We start from the raw sequence: 18,827 nt of genomic DNA on the forward strand, positions 1-18,827 counted from the left end.
CGCAACGGACTTCCCATTTGGATGTTCCCGCAATGCTCGGAAATGATTGCGCAACATAGCGGAAGCACTGAGATCTGTGCTTTTGGGGCAAGCCGCGAACCTCCGCCGCGCCCTGCTCGTTGCCTCGACATGGAAACGCAGCACGAGCTCACGAGCACGAAACCCACGGGCGCACGAACCAGGGCATGGCGCCCACACCGGGTGCTGGCGACCCGCTCGGCGCGGACGTTCGCTCATGGGCAAGCCATCCTTGCGCGCGTGGCGGAGCAAGGCATCGAGATTGTCGAGTTGACCGGCGACCGGCTGAACCTCGGCTTCTCGGACGACCCGCGCCGTGCCTACGCCGAGGCCAAATCGACCCTCGCACTCGTAGTCGCCCCGCCCTCAAAGCGCCGTTTGCAGCCGATCGCACCAAGCGCGGACTGGCGCATCGACCTTGCCGAAGGGTGCCCGGCACATTGCAGCTACTGCTATCTCGCCGGTTCGTTGAAGGGTCCACCGATCACCCGCGTCTATGCGAACCTGGAGGAAATCCTCGGCGCCGTTCCGGAGTATCTCGGCCAGGGTAGGATCACCTCGCGCAGCACGGCCCGGCGCGCCGAGGGCACCACGTTCGAAGCCTCGTGCTACACCGACCCGCTCGCGTTGGAGCCACTGACCGGCTCGCTATCAGCCGCGATTACCTGGTTCGGTCGCTGGAACGCCGACGCGCAGCTGCGCTTCACCAGCAAGTTCGCCGATGTGGAACCGCTGCTCGGCCTGCAGCATAACGGGCGGACCCGGATGCGCGCGTCGATCAACCCGCGCGCTTACGCCCGGTTCGAAGGCGGCACCGCGCCCGTTCGCGATCGGCTGGCAGCTCTCAGGAAAATGGCGCTCGCCGGCTATCCAGTCGGCCTGACCGTCGCGCCGATCATCGCTGCCGAAGGCTGGGAGCAGGCGTATGGGGAACTGCTAGCCGAAGCGGGCGAGGCGCTCGCAGAGGTCCCCGCGCTCGATCTCACCGTCGAATTGATCACGCATCGCTACAACAGCGGCTCCAAGGCGGTGCTCGACAGCTGGTACCCAAGCTCGGCGCTGGACATGACCGATGCCAATCGCGTGACGAAGCGTACGAAGTTCGGCGCCGAGAAGCAGGTCTACGATGCCACCACCATGCGAGCGCTGCGGCGCTTCTTCGAGAAGCGGATCGCGCAGACATTGCCGAGTGCACGCGTTCTCTACTGGACCTGACCGAGCGGCTGCGATTGAGATCAAGGCTGCCTGAGAGCCTCAATCTCGAGGATTTCGATGGCGTCGGCCTTGCCGCCAAAGGCGACGCGCTCGCCAACTTCGGCATTCATGATCGCGCGGCAAAGCGGAGCGGAAAACGCCAGCAATCCTGCCTGCGGCTCAGCCTCGTCATCGCCGACAATACTGATCACTTGCTTGCGCCCGTTCAACGCCAACGTGACGCGGCAACCAAAAGCGACGTGGGTGCCATCGGCGGCTTCGGCGAGGCGCGCAGTCGCTAGCCGCGTGCGCCAATAGCGCAACTCACGACGGACCTTGGCGATTTCGGGCTCCTCGGTCGTATGCGGCAAAGACGCCTCGATCGCGGCCACCTTGCTTTCGATCAGCACCAGTCCTCGTGCGGTCACGAGGTTGGGTCCGGGAGGGATCGGGATCTCGAACTTGGGCTCGAGATGATCGTCATCACCCTCGCGGCGGAATGCAACACTCATCGGTCTTCTTCACCTTCTGGCCAGTGCAGCAAGCCGACAATACGGCAGACCAGCCAAAACCGATCAAGGCTTCGCTTTGAGGAGCCCTCGATCCGAAAGCCAGCGGTGTCGAGAGCATGCATGCGACCATCTTCGTGGAACGCGAGCGGACCCATGCGCCTGCCTTCGGGATTGAGGACGCCGTATCGGCGACGCCGGGATGACGGAGCCGCGATGCAGCCCGATCAATGATGGATGTTTGATGCCATGGTTGAGCAGTTCTTTGGCTGCAGTTGTGCGCTCGCAAGCGGTCTTGCTCCGCGGGTTGCGCGAGCAGCTAGATCAATCATGTGAGTGTTTGTCTATTGGTTGCGGGGGTAGGATTTGAACCTACGACCTTCAGGTTATGAGCCTGACGAGCTACCGGGCTGCTCCACCCCGCGTCACCATATTGGGCTGGTTGGGCCAGCCCGGTAGGAGTTGTTTATTGTCCATCTCGACTTTGTCGATCTGGACGGCGGGCTGCTCCACCCCGCGTCACCATGTGGGCGTTTGAGGCCCTGTAGCAGCGTTGTTTGTCCTTGCGCTTGGGCTTGGACGCGGGGGTTGCTGCGGCCCCGCTGGAAACACGAAGAGGGCCTGTGAGGGCCCTCTTTGAGGGCCTGCCCTCGTGGTGAGGGTTGGCCCTTTGTCATGTGAATGGGTTTTTTGTGATCCTTACGAAAGCGCGCCGGCTTCAATGCCTGGCGACGTCCTACTCTTCCAACGCTTGAGCGTTAGTACCATTGGCGCTGTCAGGTTTCACGGCCGAGTTCGAGATGGGATCGGGTGGGTCACTGACGCTATGGTCACCAAGCAATGGAGCTGGCGCGTTTCGTATGGGTTTTAATCGATGTTTCCGTGCACTTGATGTGTGATGTGTATCTGGCTGGNTTCTTGCGCTCGACCTCGGTGAAGACGCGGTTGAGGAAGCGATCGCCGAAGCGGTCGAGCGACGCCTGGATGCGCTCGATGTTGCACAGGTCAGAGCCGAGGCCGATGATCATTCTTGTCCTCCCCGGTACGGGGAGGGGGACCGCCGCACGCGGTGGAGGGGACTCGCCCCCTCACTCGACCTCGCGCTGTGGCGAGAATCCCCTCCACCACTCGCTTCGCGAGCGGTCCCCCTCCCCGTACCGGGGAGGACAGATCCCGTAATTTTCACCGCACCGCGTCCATCAGCTCGCGCATCTTGGTGACGCTCGCCTCCAAGCCGCAGAAGATCGCCTCGCCAATGAGGTAATGTCCGATGTTGAGCTCGGCGAGCTGCGGAATGGCGGCGATGGGCTGGACGTTCTCGTACGTCAGGCCATGCCCGGCGTGCGGCTCGATGCCGTTCTTGGCCGCGAGCGCTGCCATGTCGGCGATGCGCCGCAACTCGACGGCGACATGCTCGCCCGACGCGTGGGCATATTCGCCGGTGTGCAGTTCGACCACCGGCGCACCAAGCTGCATCGCCGCCTCGATCTGGCGCGCCTCGGGGGCGATGAACAGGCTGACCCGGATACCCGCGTCGGACAGGCGCGCGACGATCGGCGCGAGGCGGTTGTGCTGCCCCGCGGCATCAAGCCCGCCCTCGGTGGTGCGCTCCTCGCGCCGCTCGGGCACGATGCAGGCGGCGTGCGGCTGATGGCGCAGCGCGATTTCGACCATCTCGTCGGTCGCCGCCATCTCCAGGTTGAGCGGCAGCCCGGTCGCCGCCTGGACGCGCGAGAGGTCCTCATCGCGGATATGGCGGCGATCCTCGCGCAAGTGGACGGTGATGCCGTCGCCGCCCGCCTGCGCCACGATCTGCGCGGCGCGCACCGGATCGGGATGCTCACCGCCGCGTGCGTTGCGGATGGTGGCGACGTGGTCGATGTTGACGCCGAGGCGCAAAGGGCGGGTCACCATACTATAATGCCTCGCGAGCGGGTTCGGGCCCAAGGTTCAGGAATTCAGGCCGGGATTTCAGCCCGAGATCTCAAGGTTGTGCCCGACTGCCGGGCTTGATGGCCGGCTGGGCGGCGAGTTCGGGCGGAAGCGCCTCGGCGTCGTAGGTTGGAAAGTTCAAGGCGACGAGGGCGGTGAACGGCACACCCAGATCGACGCCGCCGCCCGAGCGGTCGACCAGCGCGGCTGCGGCGATGACCTCGCCACCGGCTTCCTCGATGGCGGCGATCGCCTCGCGTGAGGACTTGCCGGTGGTGACGACGTCCTCGACCATCAGCACCTTGTCGCCCGGCTCCAGGGCGAAGCCGCGGCGCAGCTCGAACGTGCCGGTCGGCCGCTCGACGAACATCGCATCGACCTGCAGCGCACGGCCCATCTCCTGGCCGATGATCACGCCGCCCATCGCAGGGGAGACCACCTTGGCGATCTGGCGGCGCAAGTCGTGCGGCAGCTTGGCGGCCAGGGCGGTGGCGAGCCGCGCCGCACGCTCCGGGTTCATCAGCACCCGCGCGCACTGAAGATAATGCGCGCTGTGCCGGCCGGAGGAGAGCAGGAAGTGGCCTTCCAGTAGCGCCTTGCTCGCGCGGAACTCGGCAAGGACAGCGTCTTCCTGCATCGTCGTCTCGATCCTTGTCAGCCGGTGCAGGTGCGCGCGATCCGATGCGGCCCTGCCTTTAGGGTGTGTGGCGCGGGTGTGGCAAAAATTCCCCTAGAGGCGCTTGAGACACGCCGCAAGCGCGCGTATAGGCCCGGCTCAAGGGGCAATCGTCCCCGCATCAGGGGGCGCGCGTGGCACCCATTTCAGCCTTTCGCGCCGGCAAGGGAATCGGGAAAGCACGACGAATGAAGTCCGGTCACCAAGTCCGTGCCATGAGCCGCAAGATCTCAGATCTTGGCAAGGCTCTCGGCCTGTCACTCGCTCTGGCGACGCTGCCGACTGCGGCGCTCGCCGCGGCGCCGACTCCGCTGCCTGCCTATTCCACCCCTGCTGCCGATGTGGCGGGCGCCCAGGCGCCGGTCGCGGCTGACAAGGGCGCGGCTTCGGCCCAGGCTGCCGGCAATCCGGTCAACAACGAGGGTCCGACCAAGGACGCCGGCACGCTTCCGGGCTACACCCCGATGAAGCCGACGCCTGGCATCGGCATGCCCGTCGATGGCGGCATTGGGCTGCAGAAGCAGTTCTCGCCTTTCGGTGAGTACGGCCACTGGATTCACGACGTGGTGCTGATGCCGCTCGTCGCGCTGATGACGATCCTGGTTCTCGCGCTGCTGGTGTGGGTCGCCATTCGCTTCAACCGCCGTGCCAACCCGATCGCCTCGCGCACCAGCCACAACACGCTGCTAGAAGTGGCATGGACGCTGATCCCGGTGTTGATCCTGGTCTGCATCGCGGTGCCCTCGATCGACCTGATCGCCAAGCAGTACAAGCCGGCTCCAAAGTCAGCGTTGACGATCAAGATCACCGGCAACCAGTGGTTCTGGACCTATTCTTACCCGGACAACGGCGAGTTCGAGGTCAACTCGTACATGCTGAACCAGCCCGGCCAGCCGGTCGTGAACGCCGGCATCCGCGAAGTCGGCTCCAAGCCCTGGGACGGTCCGGCGCACATGGAAGTCGACAACCGCATGGTCGTGCCTGCGGGTGAGCCCATCCGCCTGCAGATCACCGCGGCCGACGTGATCCACTCGTTCGCCGTGCCCTCGCTGTGGTTCAAGCTCGACGCCGTGCCGGGCCGCATCAACGAGAAGGTGCTCTTCGTCGAGAAGCCGGGCGTCTACTACGGCCAGTGTTCCGAGCTGTGCGGCGTGAAGCACGCCTACATGCCGATCGCTGTCGAGGCCCTGCCGCGGGCGCAGTACAATGCCTGGGTTCTGGCCCATGCCGGTGGCGTGATCGACGGTCAGAAGAAGCTGGCCGACACCACCACGCAGGCTCCTGCTGCCGCTCCGGCCGCGGATGCCAGCGAGGCCGTTCCGGCCGATAACGCGAGCGAGGCAGTGCCGTCCGTCGAGACGACATCGTCGCCCGCCGCCTAACGATATTCAGTACGAAGGTCCTACCAAATGGCCACCATCGCAGATCACTTCCAGGGTCACGTCGACGACCATCACGGTCACGCCGACCATGACCACAAGCCGAGCTTCTTCGCTCGGTGGTTCATGTCGACCAACCACAAGGACATCGGCACGATGTACCTGGTCTTCGCGATCTTCGCGGGGGTCATCGGTGGCGCCGTCTCGGGCATCATGCGCGCGGAGCTGATGCATCCGGGCATCCAGTACCTCGGCGCGGTCGCCTCGTTCTTCGGCGACGACGCGAGCGACTTTAACGCCACGCTCCACATGTGGAACGTGCTGATCACCGCCCACGGCCTGATCATGGTGTTCTTCGTGGTCATGCCCGCGACGATCGGCGGCTTCGGCAACTGGTTCGTACCGCTCATGATCGGCGCGCCCGACATGGCGTTCCCGCGCATGAACAACATCTCGTTCTGGCTGACCTTCGCCGGCTTCTGCTCGCTGATGATGTCGGCCTTCGTGCCCGGCGGCCTCGGCAACGGCGCCGGCACCGGCTGGACGGTCTATGCCCCACTCTCGACCTACGGCTCGACGGGTCCTGCGGTCGACTTCGGCATCTTCGCGCTGCACCTTGCCGGTGCCGGCTCGATCATGGGCGCGATCAACCTGATCACCACGATCTTCAACATGCGCGCACCTGGCATGACCATGCACAAGATGCCGCTGTTCGCGTGGTCGGTGCTGGTCACCGCGTTCCTGCTGCTGCTCTCGCTGCCAGTCCTTGCCGCCGCGATCACCATGCTGCTGACCGACCGTAACTTCGGAACGACCTTCTTCGATCCGGCCGGCGGCGGTGACCCGATCCTGTACCAGCACTTGTTCTGGTTCTTCGGCCACCCTGAAGTCTACATCATGATCCTGCCGGCCTTCGGCATGATCTCGCAGATCATCTCGACCTTTTCGAAAAAGCCGGTGTTCGGCTACCTCGGCATGGCCTACGCGATGGTTGCGATTGGCGTGGTCGGGTTCATCGTGTGGGCGCACCACATGTACACCACCGGCCTGTCGGTAAACACGAAGATGTACTTCACCGCCGCCACCATGGTCATTGCGGTGCCCACCGGCATCAAGATCTTCTCGTGGATCGCGACGATGTGGGGCGGCAGCCTCGAGTTCAAGTCGCCGATGGTCTGGGCGCTGGGCTTCATCTTCCTGTTCACCGTTGGCGGCGTGACCGGCGTGGTGCTGGCGAACGGCGGCGTCGACGACGTGCTGCACGACACCTACTACGTCGTTGCGCACTTCCACTACGTGCTGTCGCTGGGTGCCGTGACCGCGCTCTTCGCCGGGTTCTACTACTGGTTCCCGAAGATGAGCGGCCGCATGCACTCGGAGTTCCTTGCCCACGTCCATTTCTGGATCTTCTTCATCGGCGTGAACCTGATCTTCTTTCCGATGCACTTCCTGGGTCTGCAGGGCATGCCGCGTCGCTACCCCGACTACGCTGAGGCCTACACGCACTGGAACCAGGTCGCGACGATCGGGTACATGATCATGTCGGTGAGCATCGTGGTGTGGTTCATCAACATCATCTACGCCTTCACCGCCGGCAAGCGCGCCGAGGGCAACTACTGGGGCGAGGGTGCGACCACGCTCGAGTGGACGCTGTCGAGCCCGCCGCCGTTCCACCAGTTCGAAACCCTGCCGGTCATTGAGGACGGTGCGCACCACTGATCCAGTCGCCTGACTGCACACAGCGAAGAGGCCGATGGAGCGATCCATCGGCCTTTTTGGTTTTGCGGTATCGCGCGCACCTCGACACGAACGGAGTTGGGGAGCTCGGATGGACGGTTTGGCTTTGCCCGCAACCCCGATGGGCACTATAGGCCCGCGCATGACTGCCGTTGTGAGTCCTCCACCCGCCGACTGGCGCGACTTCTTTGCGCTGACCAAGCCGCGGGTAATGAGCCTCGTCATCTTTACCGGCCTGTGCGGTCTGCTTGCCGCGCCCGAGCGGATTCACCCCGTGCTAGCCTTCACGGCGATCCTGTGCATCGCCGTTGGGGCTGGGGGCGCCGCGGCGCTCAACCAGTGGTGGGAAGCCGACATCGACGCGGAGATGAAGCGCACCGCTGCGCGCCCGCTGCCGCAAGGCCGCATGAACCGTACCGACGCGCGCGACTTCGGCGTGGCGATCTCTGCCGGATCGGTGCTCTTGATGGGCCTCGCCGTGGGTTGGCTCGCCGCTGCGATCCTGGCCGTTTCGATCGTCTACTACGCCGTCGTCTACACCATCTGGCTCAAGCCGCGCACGCCGCAGAACATCGTCATCGGTGGCGGCGCGGGCGCCTTTCCGCCGCTGATCGGCTGGGTCGCTGCGACCGGCCATGTCACGCTGATGCCGGTGCTGCTGTTCGCCATCATCTTCTTCTGGACGCCGCCGCACTTCTGGGCGCTCGCGCTGTTCGTGAAGACCGATTACGCCAAGGTCGGCATTCCGATGATGCCCGTCGTGGCGGGCGAGAAGTCAACGCGCCGGCAGATCCTGATCTACGCTATCCTGCTGCTGCCCCTCAGCGTCCTGCCGTGGTGGATCGGCGGAGCAGGCGCGATCTATGGGGCTAGCGCTGCCGTGCTGTCGCTCGGCTTCCTCGCGTTGTCGGTGCGCGTGGGCCTGCGCGAGCAGGCCGCGAATGACACGATGAAGCCGGAGAAGCAGCTGTTCGGCTATTCGGTGATCTATCTCTTCGCGCTGTTCGCCGCATTGGTGGTCGATCGCTTCCTGCCGCTGTAAGGTCCTGTCATGACTCGCGAAATCGATCCCAAGCGCATCCGCCGCAACCGCAACAACGTGCTCGGCCTGCTGCTCGCCGGCTTCGTTATCCTGGTGTTCTTCATCTCACTGGCGAAGATGGGCTGAGCCGATGCAGGTCAAGGCGCTGAACCGCTTCAACCGTGACCATCGCATCGCCCTGATTGCGCTGGCGATCGCGGCTGCCATGCTCGGCCTGGGCTTCGCGTCGGTGCCGCTCTACCGCCTGTTCTGCGCCGCCACCGGCTTCGACGGCACCACGCGGCGCGTCGATGAGCAGACCGCCTCGCAAGTGAAGGCGGCCGCCAACACCATCTCCATCCGTTTCGATGCCAATGTCGAGCGCGGCATGCCCTGGCAGTTCAAGCCGTTGCAGCGCACCGACGAGATCACCATCGGCGTGCGCGACATGGCGCTGTTCTGGGCCAAGAACACCTCGAAGGAGCCGCTGACCGGCACCGCCAGCTTCAACGTGGAGCCCGAGCAGGTGGGCAAGTACTTCAACAAGATCCAGTGCTTCTGCTTCACCGAGCAGACGCTGCAGCCCGGCCAGGAGGTGCGCATGCCGGTTCTGTATTATGTGGATCCGGCGATCCTGAGCGATCCGGATGCCAAGGACGTGCAGCAGATCACACTCAGCTACACCTTCCACCCGGCGATCAATGCCGGCGCAAAGGCTCTGGACCGCGTCGGATCGGGCAAGTAAGGGCGCAAGGAACCAACTCGCGGCGGGTGCGCTGCGCAACGGCGATCAACAGGGACGAAGGCATCATGGCCGGTAGCAAGACACACGATTACCACATTCTTCCGCCGGACATCGTTCCCCTGGCGACAACCATCGGCGCGCTGACGTTCACCACCGGCATGGTGCTGTTCATGCACAAGCTGCCCGGCGGCCACTTCGTGCCCTGGCTGGGCATGGCGGTCCTGCTGGCCAGCATGTTCTCGTGGTTCTCCAAGATCATCAAGGAAGCGCACGCGGGCGATCACACGCCGGTCGTGCAGCTGCACCAGCGCTACGGCATGATCCTGTTCATCGCTTCGGAAGTGATGTTCTTCGTCGGCTGGTTCTGGGCCTTCTTCGACTTCTCGCTGTTCCCCTCGACGCTCGCGGAGTCGGTTGCGGGCCAGTGGCCGCCCAAGGCGATCGAAGCGGTCATGGACCCGTTCGACCTGCCGCTGCTCAACACGCTGATCCTGCTCTGCTCGGGCACCACCGTCACCTGGGCGCACCATGCGCTGATCCACGGCGACCGTGAGGGGCTGAAGAAGGGCTTGTGGGCAACGATCCTGCTCGGCCTGCTGTTCAGCTGCATCCAGGCTTACGAGTACGCCAACGCACCGTTCCCCTTCGGCGCCAACACTTACGGCTCGGCATTCTACATGGCGACTGGCTTCCACGGCTTCCACGTGATCGTCGGCACCATCATGCTGATCGTCTGCCTCGTGCGCACCTACAAGGGCGAGTTCACGCCGCGCCAGCACTTCGGCTTCGAAGCGGCGGCATGGTACTGGCACTTCGTCGACGTGGTGTGGCTGTTCCTCTTTGTTGCCGTGTACGTCTGGGGTGGCTGGGGCTATCCCACGCACTGATCGCGACGAAACGCGCTCGATCATCAAGGGGCAGCCGGAGTTCGCTTCGGCTGCCCTTTTTTCGGTTCTGTAGGTGGCTTTTTCGTAGATGACTTTCTTTCGATGACTCTCTGCAGATGACTGGGCGCCGCATCCCCATCATTCCGACGATCCTGGTCCTCGCCGCCGCGGGCGTGATGGTCGCGCTCGGCTTCTGGCAGCTGCGCCGGTTGCACGAGAAGGAGGCGCTCTTGGCGCGCTACCAATCGGCGCATACGCAGGCTGCCGAGGTTCCATGGCCGGCAACCGAGGCGGCGGCGCAGCTTTCGCTCTACCGTCATTCGCGGCTGCTGTGCGCACGCGTGATCGAGCGTCGCGGCATCGCCGGCCGCAGCGCCAGGGGTGAGGCGGGGCTGGCGGTCTACGCCCAGTGCGTGCTGCCCGATGGCTCACAGGCCAAAGTGGTGATGGGCTGGGCGCGCGATCCGGCGGCCCAGGGCAACTGGAATGGCGGTGAAGTGCGCGGCGTGATCGCACCCGGTCCGCGCCTCGTGGCCGATCCGCCGCTTGGCGGGCTGGAGGCGAACGAGCGGCCGGACCCGTCCGAGATCCCGAACAACCACCTGGCATATGCCGGGCAGTGGTTCTTCTTCGCGCTGACGGCGCTGATCGTCTACGCGGTGGCGCTCAGGCGGCGGCGGCTCTCCTGAGCGTCAGAACAGCTGCGACATGTTGAGGCCGACCACGCTGCCCTGAACCGTCACAGCGAACCAGCCGAACGCGCGCGCCATGCCGGGGTGCTCGGGCAACAGCGTGCGCATGACCCAGTAATGCACGCCCGAGGTTAGCGCCTTGGCGCCGATCACCATCGCAGCCTTGGGCCGCTTGCCGTAGATCGGGTTCTGCTCCTGGCAGTCCTCTCGCTTCAGGCAGGCCACGGTCGAGATTGCATCGGCGGCGTTGAGCAGGTGGAACGCGATCTCCAGCCCCTTGATGTCCGCGGGCACGCGGTAGGACTGGAGGCGATCGCTCCGGGTGAACCCACGGGCTGTCAGGTCCTCCTCCGCCAGTTGCGGGCCGAGAGCCTGGCCAGCAGGAGCCACCTTCGGGGCCTCAGCGGCGATCTCCTTCGACACAGGCCCGCGCTGCGCCGGTTCGACCGCAGCGCTGGGCGGCGCGATGATGGTCGGTTCGTGCAAAGGACCGACGCGTGGCAACGACCACTGCGTGATCAAGGCCATGTCGGCGAAGCGTGTAGTCGCGCCGGTCTCCGCCTGCGCGGCGGTGGGAACGGCTGCCGCATAGGCACCCGTGAGCAGGACGCATGTCACCGCACCTCGCCGTCGCGAGGCAAAAAAGCCAACCATGTTTGAAAGTCCCCGGCAATCCGCTTGCTTGTCGGGGTCAGTCTAAAGTTCAGCGGTAAGGCGCGGCATCCGTACATATGCAGAATGGTGGCGATCGCCGGCGAAACGGAGGGACGATGATCGTCGCCAAGTCGTTGTTCTGGAAAGGCAATGGGCGTCTGCGGTGCGGATCTCGCCTCCGCGCCTGATTGCCTCGACCGCGGAGGTATAAGGAGCGCAGTTTTCGCGGTCTCAGCGAAGATGGCTCGTCGCAAAACCGCAGAACTGGAGCTAACGCTGCGCCCGTTCGCGCACCATTGCGCCGCCGGGCTGCGGCGGCTAGGCGCGCAGGCGCAATGGACTACGTCAGCACCAGGGGGAGCGCGCCGGCGCTCGATTTCGAAGGCGCCACGCTCGCTGGGCTCGCCAGCGACGGCGGCCTCTACGTGCCGCGTGAGTGGCCACGCTTCAGCACCGCCGAGATCGCCGCCATGCGCGGGCTGCCCTATGCGCAACTGGCCGCTAGGGTGATGCAGCCGTTCGTCGGCAACAGCCTGACGCCGCAGCGCCTGCAGCAGCTATGCGAGGCTGCTTATGGCCGCTTCAGCCACAAGGCAGTCACGCCGCTGGTCCAGCTCGATGCGCAGCACTGGCTGATGGAGCTGTTCCACGGCCCCACCCTCGCGTTCAAGGACGTGGCGCTACAACTGCTCGGCCTGCTGTTCGAGGAGTTCCTCAGCCGCTCCGACCGCAACCTTACGATTGTTGGTGCGACATCCGGCGATACCGGCTCGGCCGCGATCGACGCGGTGGCCGGCCGCGCCAAGGTCGACGTGTTCATGATGCATCCCAAGGGCCGCGTCAGCGACGTGCAGCGCCGCCAGATGACCACCGTGCTCGCGCCCAACGTGCACAACCTGGCGCTGGAGGATGCGAGTTTCGACGATTGCCAGGCGATCGTGAAGCGCATGTTCAACGACCGCGCGATGACCGACCGCTATGCCATCGGCGCCGTGAACTCGATCAATTGGGCGCGGCTGATGGCGCAGGTGGTCTACTACTTCGCCACCGCGCTGCAGCTCGGCGCACCGGAGCGCGAGGTCGCGTTCTCGGTGCCGACCGGCAACTTCGGCGACGTGTTTGCGGGCTACGTGGCGCAGCAAATGGGCCTGCCGGTCGCAAAGCTGATCGTCGCCACCAACGTCAACGACATCCTCCACCGCGCGCTGGCCGATGGCGACTACTCGCAAGGTTCGGTCACGCCTACCGCGGCACCGTCGATGGACATCCAGGTCTCGTCCAACTTCGAGCGCCTGCTGTTCGACCTCGGCGGCCGAGATGGTGCGGCCCTCGCGGCGCAGATGGGCACCTTCGAAGCCAGCAAGGCGATGCAGCTCACCAATGCCCAGCGGCAGGGTGCCGCGGCGCTGTTCACCAGCTGCCGCGCCGATGCGGACCAGATGTCGCACGCGATCCGCTGGGCCTGGGAGAACTGCGGCGAGCTGATCGACCCGCACACTGCCTGCGCGCTCCATGCCGCGCGGATTGCCGGCATCGCTCCTGACGTGCCGGTGGTGACGCTGGCAACCGCGCACCCGGCCAAGTTCCCCGAGGCGGTCGAGCGCGCCACCGGCCAGCGTCCGGGATTGCCGGCGCGGGTAGGAGACCTGTTCGAACGCGAGGAACGCTGCGCCGCTGTGCCCGGCACTTACGAAGCGGTGGCGCAGTACGTGGCGGAGCATGCTTCGCCCAAGGCCGATGGCTGAACTCGCGCGCGATCCGCTGATCCTCGCAGGCGAGGGCTGGGCGGACTACGGCCTCATCGATTCGGGCCACGGTCGCAAGTTCGAGCGTTACGGGCCCTACCGCTTCATCCGTCCGGAGCCACAGGCGATGTGGTCGCCGCGCCTGCCTGAGTGGGATGCGCATGGCGAGTTCGTCCCCGGCTCGGACGAGGATGGCGGCGGCAGGTGGCAGTTCGACAAGCCCGTGCCGCGTGAAGGCTGGCCGCTCGCCTGGCGCGAGGTCTCTTTCACCGCGCAGTGCACGCCCTTCCGCCACCTGGGGTTCTTCCCGGACATGGCGCCGGTTTGGGACTGGATGCGCGGGCAGCTGCCGGACGCAGAGGCGAGCACGCTGAACCTGTTCGGCTACACCGGCGTGGGCACGCTGGCGCTCTCCGCCAAGGGGCCGGTCAGCCACGTCGATGCCTCCAAGAAGTCGGTGGCGCAGGCGCGCGAGAACGCAGCGCTGTCCGGCGTGGCCGAGCGGCCGGTGCGCTGGCTGATCGACGACGCCGCCAAGTTCGCCGCGCGCGAAGTGCGGCGCGGCAAGCGCTACGATGGCATCATCCTCGACCCGCCCAAGTTCGGCCGGGGACCGACGGGTGAGACCTGGCGCCTGGAGGAAAACCTGCCGGCGCTGATGGCCGATTGCCGCCGCTTGCTGGATGCGCAAAGCCGGTTCCTGTTCCTAACTGTCTACGCCGTGCGCATGTCCTCGCTGGCGCTGGCCGGCCTTGTCGCCGAACTCTTCGCCGACTTGCCGGGCACGATCGAACACGGCGACTTGGCGGTCCAGGAAGACGGTGAGGGTGGCCGCCTGCTCCCCACCGCAATCTTCGCGCGCTGGACCAATCCGAGGTAAGGGCGCCCATGGCCGATTCGCTTATCTTGGAAGTCGCAGACTTCGTCGTCGACGTGCTCACCGGGATCTACTCGGAGGAGACCGGCAATCCGCAGCCGCTCAGGATCGGCATCGCGGCGAAGATGAAGCCGATCGATCACTACGCGCCCGACACGCCGCTCAGCGCCAGCAAGAACTACATGGACCTGAAGTTCGCCGCCGGCGAGGCGCTGCCCGCCGGCGTGCACTTCAAGCTGATCGAGGCGGTCGCGGACCACATCTGCGAGACGCTGTTCGTGCAGGACGAGCGTATCGAGGCGGTGACGGTAAAGATCGTCAAGCTGGCCATCGCCGAGGCAGGCGAGGCGATCGGGATTACGCTTACGCGCGAGCGGCGCTGATGGCGGTGCCTGCCGGAGTGCTGCGGGTCGGAGCGCTGCCGGACGAGCCGCTTGCCGCCGCCGCGCAGTTTCATGCCGAGGTGCTGCCGCGCGCACTCGAAACGCTGGCCGGGGGGGCGGACCTTGCGCTTGTGTTCGGCCCGGCAGACCACACCCATCGCGATTGGCGCCTCGGCGTGGTGCGGGGTCTCGCACGCCAGCACGCGCCCTTGCGGGTCAACGCCGTTGCCGGCGACGATGCCGCTGCGATCGAAGCCGCGCTCGCCTATCTCGCCCAGGCACCCGGAGTGACCGGACAATCGCTGCCCCTAGATGGAACAGGGGCGGGTGCGATGCTATATCAGGCAAGATGACTTCTTCGCGCGCGCCCTTGGTGGATCAGTTTCAACGACGCATCAGCTATTTGCGGCTGTCCGTCACTGACCGCTGCGACTTGCGCTGCGCTTACTGCATGCCCGAGCGGATGACCTTCCTGCCGCGCAAGGACGTGCTCAGCCTGGAAGAGCTGCACGACTTGGCGCTCGGCTTCATCGAGCGTGGCATCACCAAGATCCGCCTGACCGGCGGCGAGCCGCTGGTGCGCCGCGACATGATGGAGCTGGTGCGCGCGCTTGGCCGCAAGGTGGGTGACGGGCTCGACGAACTGACGCTGACCACCAATGGCACGCGTCTGAGCGAGTTCGCAGAGGATTTGTACGCGGCGGGCGTGCGGCGGATCAACGTCTCGCTCGACACGCTCGACCGTGCGCGGTTCCAGCAACTGTCGCGCCGCGATTCGCTGCCGCAAGTGCTCGAGGGGCTTGCTGCGGCGAAGGCGGCAGGGCTGAAGGTCAAGCTCAACACTGTGGCGCTGAAGGGCCTGAACGAGGACGAGATCCCCGACCTGATCGCCTGGGCGCACGGCGAGGGCTTCGAGGCGACGCTGATTGAGGTCATGCCGCTGGGCGAAGTCGAGGAGGATCGCTTCGATCACTACCTGTCGCTGCTTGCCGTGCGGGACACACTGGAACAGCGATGGATGCTCACGCCGTCCGATCACCGCAGCGGAGGCCCGGCGCGCTACTTCGACGTGGCCGAGACCGGCGGGCGGCTGGGCCTGATCACGCCGCTGACCAACAACTTCTGCGAAGGCTGCAACCGCATCCGCGTGACCGCGACGGGGCAGCTCTATGCTTGCCTGGGCGGTGCCGAGCAGGTCGATCTGCGCGCCGCGCTGCGCTCTGCCAACCCGCAGGAGGCGCTGGCGGATGGACTCGATTTGGCGATGCGGATCAAGCCGGCGCGCCACAACTTCGCCATCGATGCGCGCGGACAAGCGCCGGCGCTGCCGCGGCACATGTCGATGACCGGCGGCTGACATGTCGCTCAAGCTCGTATTCCTGGGCCGGCTGGAAGATGCCGCCGGTGCGCCGGAGCTTGCGGTCGACGCGGCTCCCTCGCTTGCGCAAGTCCTGGCCCGGCTCGATCCCGAACTCGCCGCAGCGCTGGAGGGCGCGCGGGTGAAGCTCGCCGTGAACGGGGTGCTTGTGCAGGATCGCGACGGGCTGGTTCTGGCTGACGGCGACGAATTGGCGTTCCTCCCTCCGGTCAGCGGCGGCTGAGATGGCAGCCGACGTTTGCCTGCTGACCGATGCGTTCGATCCCGCGAGCGAGCTGGCCGCCTTCACCAAGGCGCATCCCGCAGCCGGTGGTATCGCCAGCTTCCTGGGCCAGGTCCGCGCATCGGCGGAGGACAGCGAGGTCGAGGCGCTGGAACTGCGGCACTATGGCCCGCTCACCCTGCCGGCGATGCGCGATCTGGCCGAGCGGACGCTCGGGCGCTGGACGCTGGAAGGCCTGCTGATCCTGCACCGCAGCGGCGAGATGCAGCCGGGTGACCCGATCGTGCTCGTCGCGGCCGCGTCACGGCACCGGCGTGAGGCGTTCGCGGCTGCCGAGTTCGCGATGGATCACCTCAAGTCCGAAAGCTGGTTCTGGAAGCGCGAGAAAGTCGCTGGTGCCTGGCGCTGGATCGAGCCGCGCGAACAGGACTTCGAGGATATCGCGCGCTGGGTCTGAGCCGCGCGACGCGCTCTATCGTAGGCGTGCGTCCAAACGGCTGATCACGGCTGTCTCGGCCGAAACCCAGCCGTCTACCTGATCGCGTGCGGCGCCGATGGCGGCTGCGGCAGGGCTCACTTGCTCGGGATGCGCGGCGCGCTCGTCGACATAGAGCCCGTCGAGTTCGGCCAGCGCGGTCAGTGCGCCGCTGCGCGAGGTCTGCAGATCGGACAATGCCACTTCGGCGTTCGTCCAGCCATCGCTGCGAGCGGCTCCTGCGCCAGCCACCGCGCGTTCCGCAGCGGCTTGGCGGCTGGTGAAGCGGCCGTGGGCCTGGCGCGCGACATCGACCAGCCCGGCCAGGCGTGTGGTCAGGTCGGCGCTAGCGGGCGGCAAAGTCGGGATCGCATCGGCGCTGCCGGCGGCCGGTGCGCCCGATCCTTGCACGCGCTCGACCTGGCGCACCGCGAGCGAAGGATAGTCGGTCGAAGCGGCGCAGCCTCCCAGCAGCACGGCCCCGCCGAAGACAGGAGCGAGAAGAACAGGGGCGAGACGGGCGCTTGCACGGATCATGCCAGCGCCATAGCACGGCGGGAACGACGCGCGAGAGGCAATTGCCGTTGAAGCCCGTCGCCCGATGTGTCGCTCAGCGCATCGGCACCCGCGCACTGCACCGTTGACTCGAATCAGGCCTTGGACTAACGGCACCGTTCTTCCGGTCACCCGTACACGTACGGGCTGTCCGGCGCGTCGCCCGTACGAGGATGCTGGTTTCAGGATCCGCCGCGGCCGGGGCAGGTTGTTTCGGCCTACGGGCATAGATTGAGATTGGGTAAGGGCACCATGTTCGCAGTAGTGCGCACGGGCGGCAAGCAGTATCGGGTTGCCGCCGGAGACAAGATCGCGGTCGAGAAGCTGGCGGGTGAAGCCGGCGACAAGATCACGCTGGGTGACGTTCTGCTCGCGGGCAAGGGCGGCGAAGTCGCGGACGTCGCCGGCGTGACCGTCGCCGCCGAGATCATCGCGCAGGCCAAGAGCGAAAAGGTGATCGTGTTCAAGAAGCGCCGTCGCCACAACTATCGTCGCAAGAACGGCCACCGCCAGCAGATGACCCTGCTGCGCATCGTGTCGGTCGGCTAAGCGCCAGAGAAGTTCGGAGTAGTTCAAGATGGCACATAAGAAAGCAGGCGGCTCCTCGCGCAACGGTCGCGATTCGGCTGGCCGCCGCCTCGGCGTCAAGAAGTTCGGCGGTCAGGAAGTGATCGGCGGCAACATCATCATTCGTCAGCGCGGCACCCGCGTGTATCCGGGCGTGAACGTGGGCATGGGCAAGGACCACACCCTGTTCGCTCTGGGTGAGGGACGCGTGCGCTTCCATGACGGCAAGCTCGGCCGCAAGTACGTGTCGGTCGACGCCGTGGCGGAAGCCGCCGAATAACGGATGGTCGATGACGGGCCGTCCTTACCGGGATGGCCCTGCCGGGCTTGCCATGCAAGCACCGGCCTTTGAAGGGAGAGGGCCATAAGCCCGCTCCCTTTTTTCGTGTCTCCCTTCAGTCACTTGGCACCGTTCGCAAGGATATGCGTTCCCTCGCCGGCGGTGCGTAACGCCCCTGTCATCCACGCCCTCTAGCGGAGCGGCGCGGGGGACGGACGACTTGGAGACTAGGGCCATGTTCATTCGCAGCGAGCGGCTGTTCCTCCGCCCGGCCTGGCCGGAGGATGCCTCCGACCTTCACGCCGCAATCGCCGACGAGCGGGTGGTGCGCAATCTTGCGCGCGTGCGCTGGCCGTACGCGCTGGCGGATGCGGAGGACTTCGTCGGCCGCCCGCAGGATCGCCGCTATCCCTCGATGCTCATCACTCTGCCAAGCGCCCGCGGCGCGCGCGTGATCGGCGGCATCGGCCTGCACGAGGATGCGAGCGGCGTCGATGCACCGGCGCATCTGGGCTACTGGCTCGCTCCCGAAGTCTGGGGGCGGGGTTATGCCACCGAGGCAGCCAGTGCCGTCCTGCGGCTTGCGCGCACTCTGGGTCATCCATGCGTCGGCGCGCACCACTTCGTCGACAATCCCGCCTCCGGCCGTGTGCTGGAGAAGCTGGGCTTCCGGACGTGTGGTCCGGTCACCGAGCGCTTCAGCCTGGGACGCGCCGGCCATGCACCTTCGCGTGGCTATCTGCTGCGCTTTGACAATGCCGGCGATTGCGATGACGATGCGCCGCCCGAAGGCTCGTCCGAGATCCCCATGCGCGCGGCCTGACGCGCCGGCGAGGCCCCTCACGGACCGGCCTCGCGACGCGCCGATCCGACGCTTTTTGCGTGCAATTGGTGTGTGAA

The 18,827-nt window shown here is 65.9% G+C and carries 22 protein-coding genes, 1 tRNA gene, 1 rRNA gene and 1 pseudogene; 17 read left to right on the plus strand and 8 right to left on the minus strand.

Annotation, left to right across the window (positions count from 1 at the left end):
- Positions 1–201 precede the first annotated feature (201 nt).
- Complete coding sequence (locus tag GV044_RS03230; RefSeq protein ID WP_236554665.1) at positions 202–1,233, plus strand: spore photoproduct lyase family protein; 1,032 nt, start codon at positions 202–204, stop codon at positions 1,231–1,233.
- Positions 1,234–1,253: 20 nt separating this feature from the next.
- Here the strand turns inward: GV044_RS03230 and GV044_RS03235 are convergent, their stop codons facing one another.
- From GV044_RS03235 to pyrE, 6 genes and pseudogenes are all read right to left on the minus strand, one after another.
- Complete coding sequence (locus tag GV044_RS03235; RefSeq protein ID WP_159865373.1) at positions 1,254–1,724, minus strand: GreA/GreB family elongation factor; 471 nt, start codon at positions 1,722–1,724, stop codon at positions 1,254–1,256.
- Between the two features lie 345 nt (positions 1,725–2,069).
- Positions 2,070–2,146: transfer RNA gene (locus tag GV044_RS03240), tRNA-Met, on the minus strand.
- A gap of 298 nt (positions 2,147–2,444) precedes the next feature.
- Positions 2,445–2,559 (minus strand): 5S ribosomal RNA (gene rrf / locus GV044_RS03245).
- 77 nt (positions 2,560–2,636) lie between these two features.
- Positions 2,637–2,749, minus strand: a pseudogene (locus GV044_RS03250) (holo-ACP synthase); the annotation flags it as partial.
- Positions 2,750–2,903: 154 nt separating this feature from the next.
- Positions 2,904–3,635, minus strand: coding sequence for a pyridoxine 5'-phosphate synthase (locus tag GV044_RS03255; RefSeq protein ID WP_159865376.1), 732 nt, complete (start codon positions 3,633–3,635; stop codon positions 2,904–2,906).
- 70 nt (positions 3,636–3,705) lie between these two features.
- Positions 3,706–4,290 carry an orotate phosphoribosyltransferase gene (gene pyrE / locus GV044_RS03260; RefSeq protein WP_159865379.1) on the minus strand — a complete coding sequence of 195 codons (585 nt, stop codon included), beginning with the start codon at positions 4,288–4,290 and terminating at the stop codon, positions 3,706–3,708.
- Between the two features lie 254 nt (positions 4,291–4,544).
- On the opposite strand from pyrE, the gene coxB reads away from it, so the two are divergent.
- From coxB to GV044_RS03290, 6 genes are all read left to right on the plus strand, one after another.
- Positions 4,545–5,711 carry a cytochrome c oxidase subunit II gene (gene coxB, locus GV044_RS03265; protein ID WP_159865382.1) on the plus strand — a complete coding sequence of 389 codons (1,167 nt, stop codon included), beginning with the start codon at positions 4,545–4,547 and terminating at the stop codon, positions 5,709–5,711.
- A 27-nt stretch (positions 5,712–5,738) separates the two neighbouring features.
- On the plus strand, positions 5,739–7,427 hold the full coding sequence (gene ctaD / locus GV044_RS03270) for a cytochrome c oxidase subunit I (RefSeq protein WP_159865385.1): 1,689 nt from the start codon (positions 5,739–5,741) through the stop codon (positions 7,425–7,427).
- Positions 7,428–7,587: 160 nt separating this feature from the next.
- Positions 7,588–8,487, plus strand: coding sequence for a heme o synthase (locus GV044_RS03275; RefSeq protein ID WP_236554666.1), 900 nt, complete (start codon positions 7,588–7,590; stop codon positions 8,485–8,487).
- A gap of 130 nt (positions 8,488–8,617) precedes the next feature.
- The gene (locus GV044_RS03280) at positions 8,618–9,211 is read left to right on the plus strand and encodes a cytochrome c oxidase assembly protein (RefSeq protein WP_159865391.1); all 594 of its coding nucleotides are present in this window, start codon (positions 8,618–8,620) and stop codon (positions 9,209–9,211) included.
- A gap of 65 nt (positions 9,212–9,276) precedes the next feature.
- Entirely contained in the window at positions 9,277–10,098 is an 822-nt protein-coding gene (locus GV044_RS03285; RefSeq protein ID WP_159865393.1) for a cytochrome c oxidase subunit 3, read from the plus strand.
- 116 nt (positions 10,099–10,214) lie between these two features.
- Positions 10,215–10,787 (plus strand): SURF1 family protein, encoded by a 573-nt coding sequence (locus tag GV044_RS03290; protein ID WP_159865396.1) that lies wholly within the window; start codon positions 10,215–10,217, stop codon positions 10,785–10,787.
- 3 nt (positions 10,788–10,790) lie between these two features.
- Here the strand turns inward: GV044_RS03290 and GV044_RS03295 are convergent, their stop codons facing one another.
- A complete protein-coding gene (locus tag GV044_RS03295; protein WP_159865399.1) occupies positions 10,791–11,408 on the minus strand; it encodes a hypothetical protein in 618 nt (205 codons plus the stop codon).
- A 371-nt stretch (positions 11,409–11,779) separates the two neighbouring features.
- Between GV044_RS03295 and thrC the strand changes: the two genes are divergently transcribed.
- From thrC to GV044_RS03330, 7 genes are read left to right on the plus strand one after another with little or no spacing between them, the layout of a single operon-like run.
- On the plus strand, positions 11,780–13,189 hold the full coding sequence (gene thrC, locus GV044_RS03300; protein WP_159865402.1) for a threonine synthase: 1,410 nt from the start codon (positions 11,780–11,782) through the stop codon (positions 13,187–13,189).
- Complete coding sequence (locus GV044_RS03305; RefSeq protein ID WP_159865405.1) at positions 13,182–14,069, plus strand: class I SAM-dependent methyltransferase; 888 nt, start codon at positions 13,182–13,184, stop codon at positions 14,067–14,069. The genes thrC and GV044_RS03305 overlap by 8 nt, the downstream gene beginning before the upstream one ends.
- An 8-nt stretch (positions 14,070–14,077) precedes the next feature.
- Complete coding sequence (locus GV044_RS03310; RefSeq protein WP_159865408.1) at positions 14,078–14,449, plus strand: dihydroneopterin aldolase; 372 nt, start codon at positions 14,078–14,080, stop codon at positions 14,447–14,449.
- Positions 14,449–14,802, plus strand: a complete 354-nt coding sequence (locus GV044_RS03315) for a Rossmann fold domain-containing protein (protein WP_159865411.1) — start codon at positions 14,449–14,451, stop codon at positions 14,800–14,802. Before GV044_RS03310 ends, GV044_RS03315 begins: the two co-directional genes overlap by 1 nt.
- Positions 14,799–15,806 (plus strand): GTP 3',8-cyclase MoaA, encoded by a 1,008-nt coding sequence (gene moaA / locus GV044_RS03320; protein ID WP_159865414.1) that lies wholly within the window; start codon positions 14,799–14,801, stop codon positions 15,804–15,806. The genes GV044_RS03315 and moaA overlap by 4 nt, the downstream gene beginning before the upstream one ends.
- A 1-nt stretch (position 15,807) precedes the next feature.
- The gene (locus GV044_RS03325; protein WP_159865417.1) at positions 15,808–16,050 is read left to right on the plus strand and encodes a MoaD/ThiS family protein; all 243 of its coding nucleotides are present in this window, start codon (positions 15,808–15,810) and stop codon (positions 16,048–16,050) included.
- A gap of 1 nt (position 16,051) precedes the next feature.
- The gene (locus GV044_RS03330; protein ID WP_159865420.1) at positions 16,052–16,507 is read left to right on the plus strand and encodes a molybdenum cofactor biosynthesis protein MoaE; all 456 of its coding nucleotides are present in this window, start codon (positions 16,052–16,054) and stop codon (positions 16,505–16,507) included.
- A 15-nt stretch (positions 16,508–16,522) separates the two neighbouring features.
- Here GV044_RS03330 and GV044_RS03335 read toward each other — a convergent pair whose 3' ends face one another.
- Positions 16,523–17,062 carry a hypothetical protein gene (locus GV044_RS03335; protein ID WP_159865423.1) on the minus strand — a complete coding sequence of 180 codons (540 nt, stop codon included), beginning with the start codon at positions 17,060–17,062 and terminating at the stop codon, positions 16,523–16,525.
- A 270-nt stretch (positions 17,063–17,332) separates the two neighbouring features.
- Here GV044_RS03335 and rplU point away from each other — a divergent pair, with 270 nt between their 5' ends.
- The 3 genes from rplU to GV044_RS03350 all read left to right on the plus strand — a co-directional run bounded on the left by rplU (position 17,333) and on the right by GV044_RS03350 (position 18,750).
- Positions 17,333–17,629 (plus strand): 50S ribosomal protein L21, encoded by a 297-nt coding sequence (rplU, locus tag GV044_RS03340; RefSeq protein WP_159865425.1) that lies wholly within the window; start codon positions 17,333–17,335, stop codon positions 17,627–17,629.
- Positions 17,630–17,657: 28 nt separating this feature from the next.
- Positions 17,658–17,927, plus strand: a complete 270-nt coding sequence (gene rpmA, locus GV044_RS03345) for a 50S ribosomal protein L27 (RefSeq protein WP_159865428.1) — start codon at positions 17,658–17,660, stop codon at positions 17,925–17,927.
- A 235-nt stretch (positions 17,928–18,162) separates the two neighbouring features.
- Positions 18,163–18,750 (plus strand): GNAT family N-acetyltransferase, encoded by a 588-nt coding sequence (locus GV044_RS03350; RefSeq protein WP_159865431.1) that lies wholly within the window; start codon positions 18,163–18,165, stop codon positions 18,748–18,750.
- Positions 18,751–18,827 lie beyond the last annotated feature (77 nt).

The sequence above is a fragment of the Novosphingobium sp. 9U genome (assembly GCF_902506425.1).
In the GTDB taxonomy this organism is placed as follows: domain Bacteria; phylum Pseudomonadota; class Alphaproteobacteria; order Sphingomonadales; family Sphingomonadaceae; genus Novosphingobium.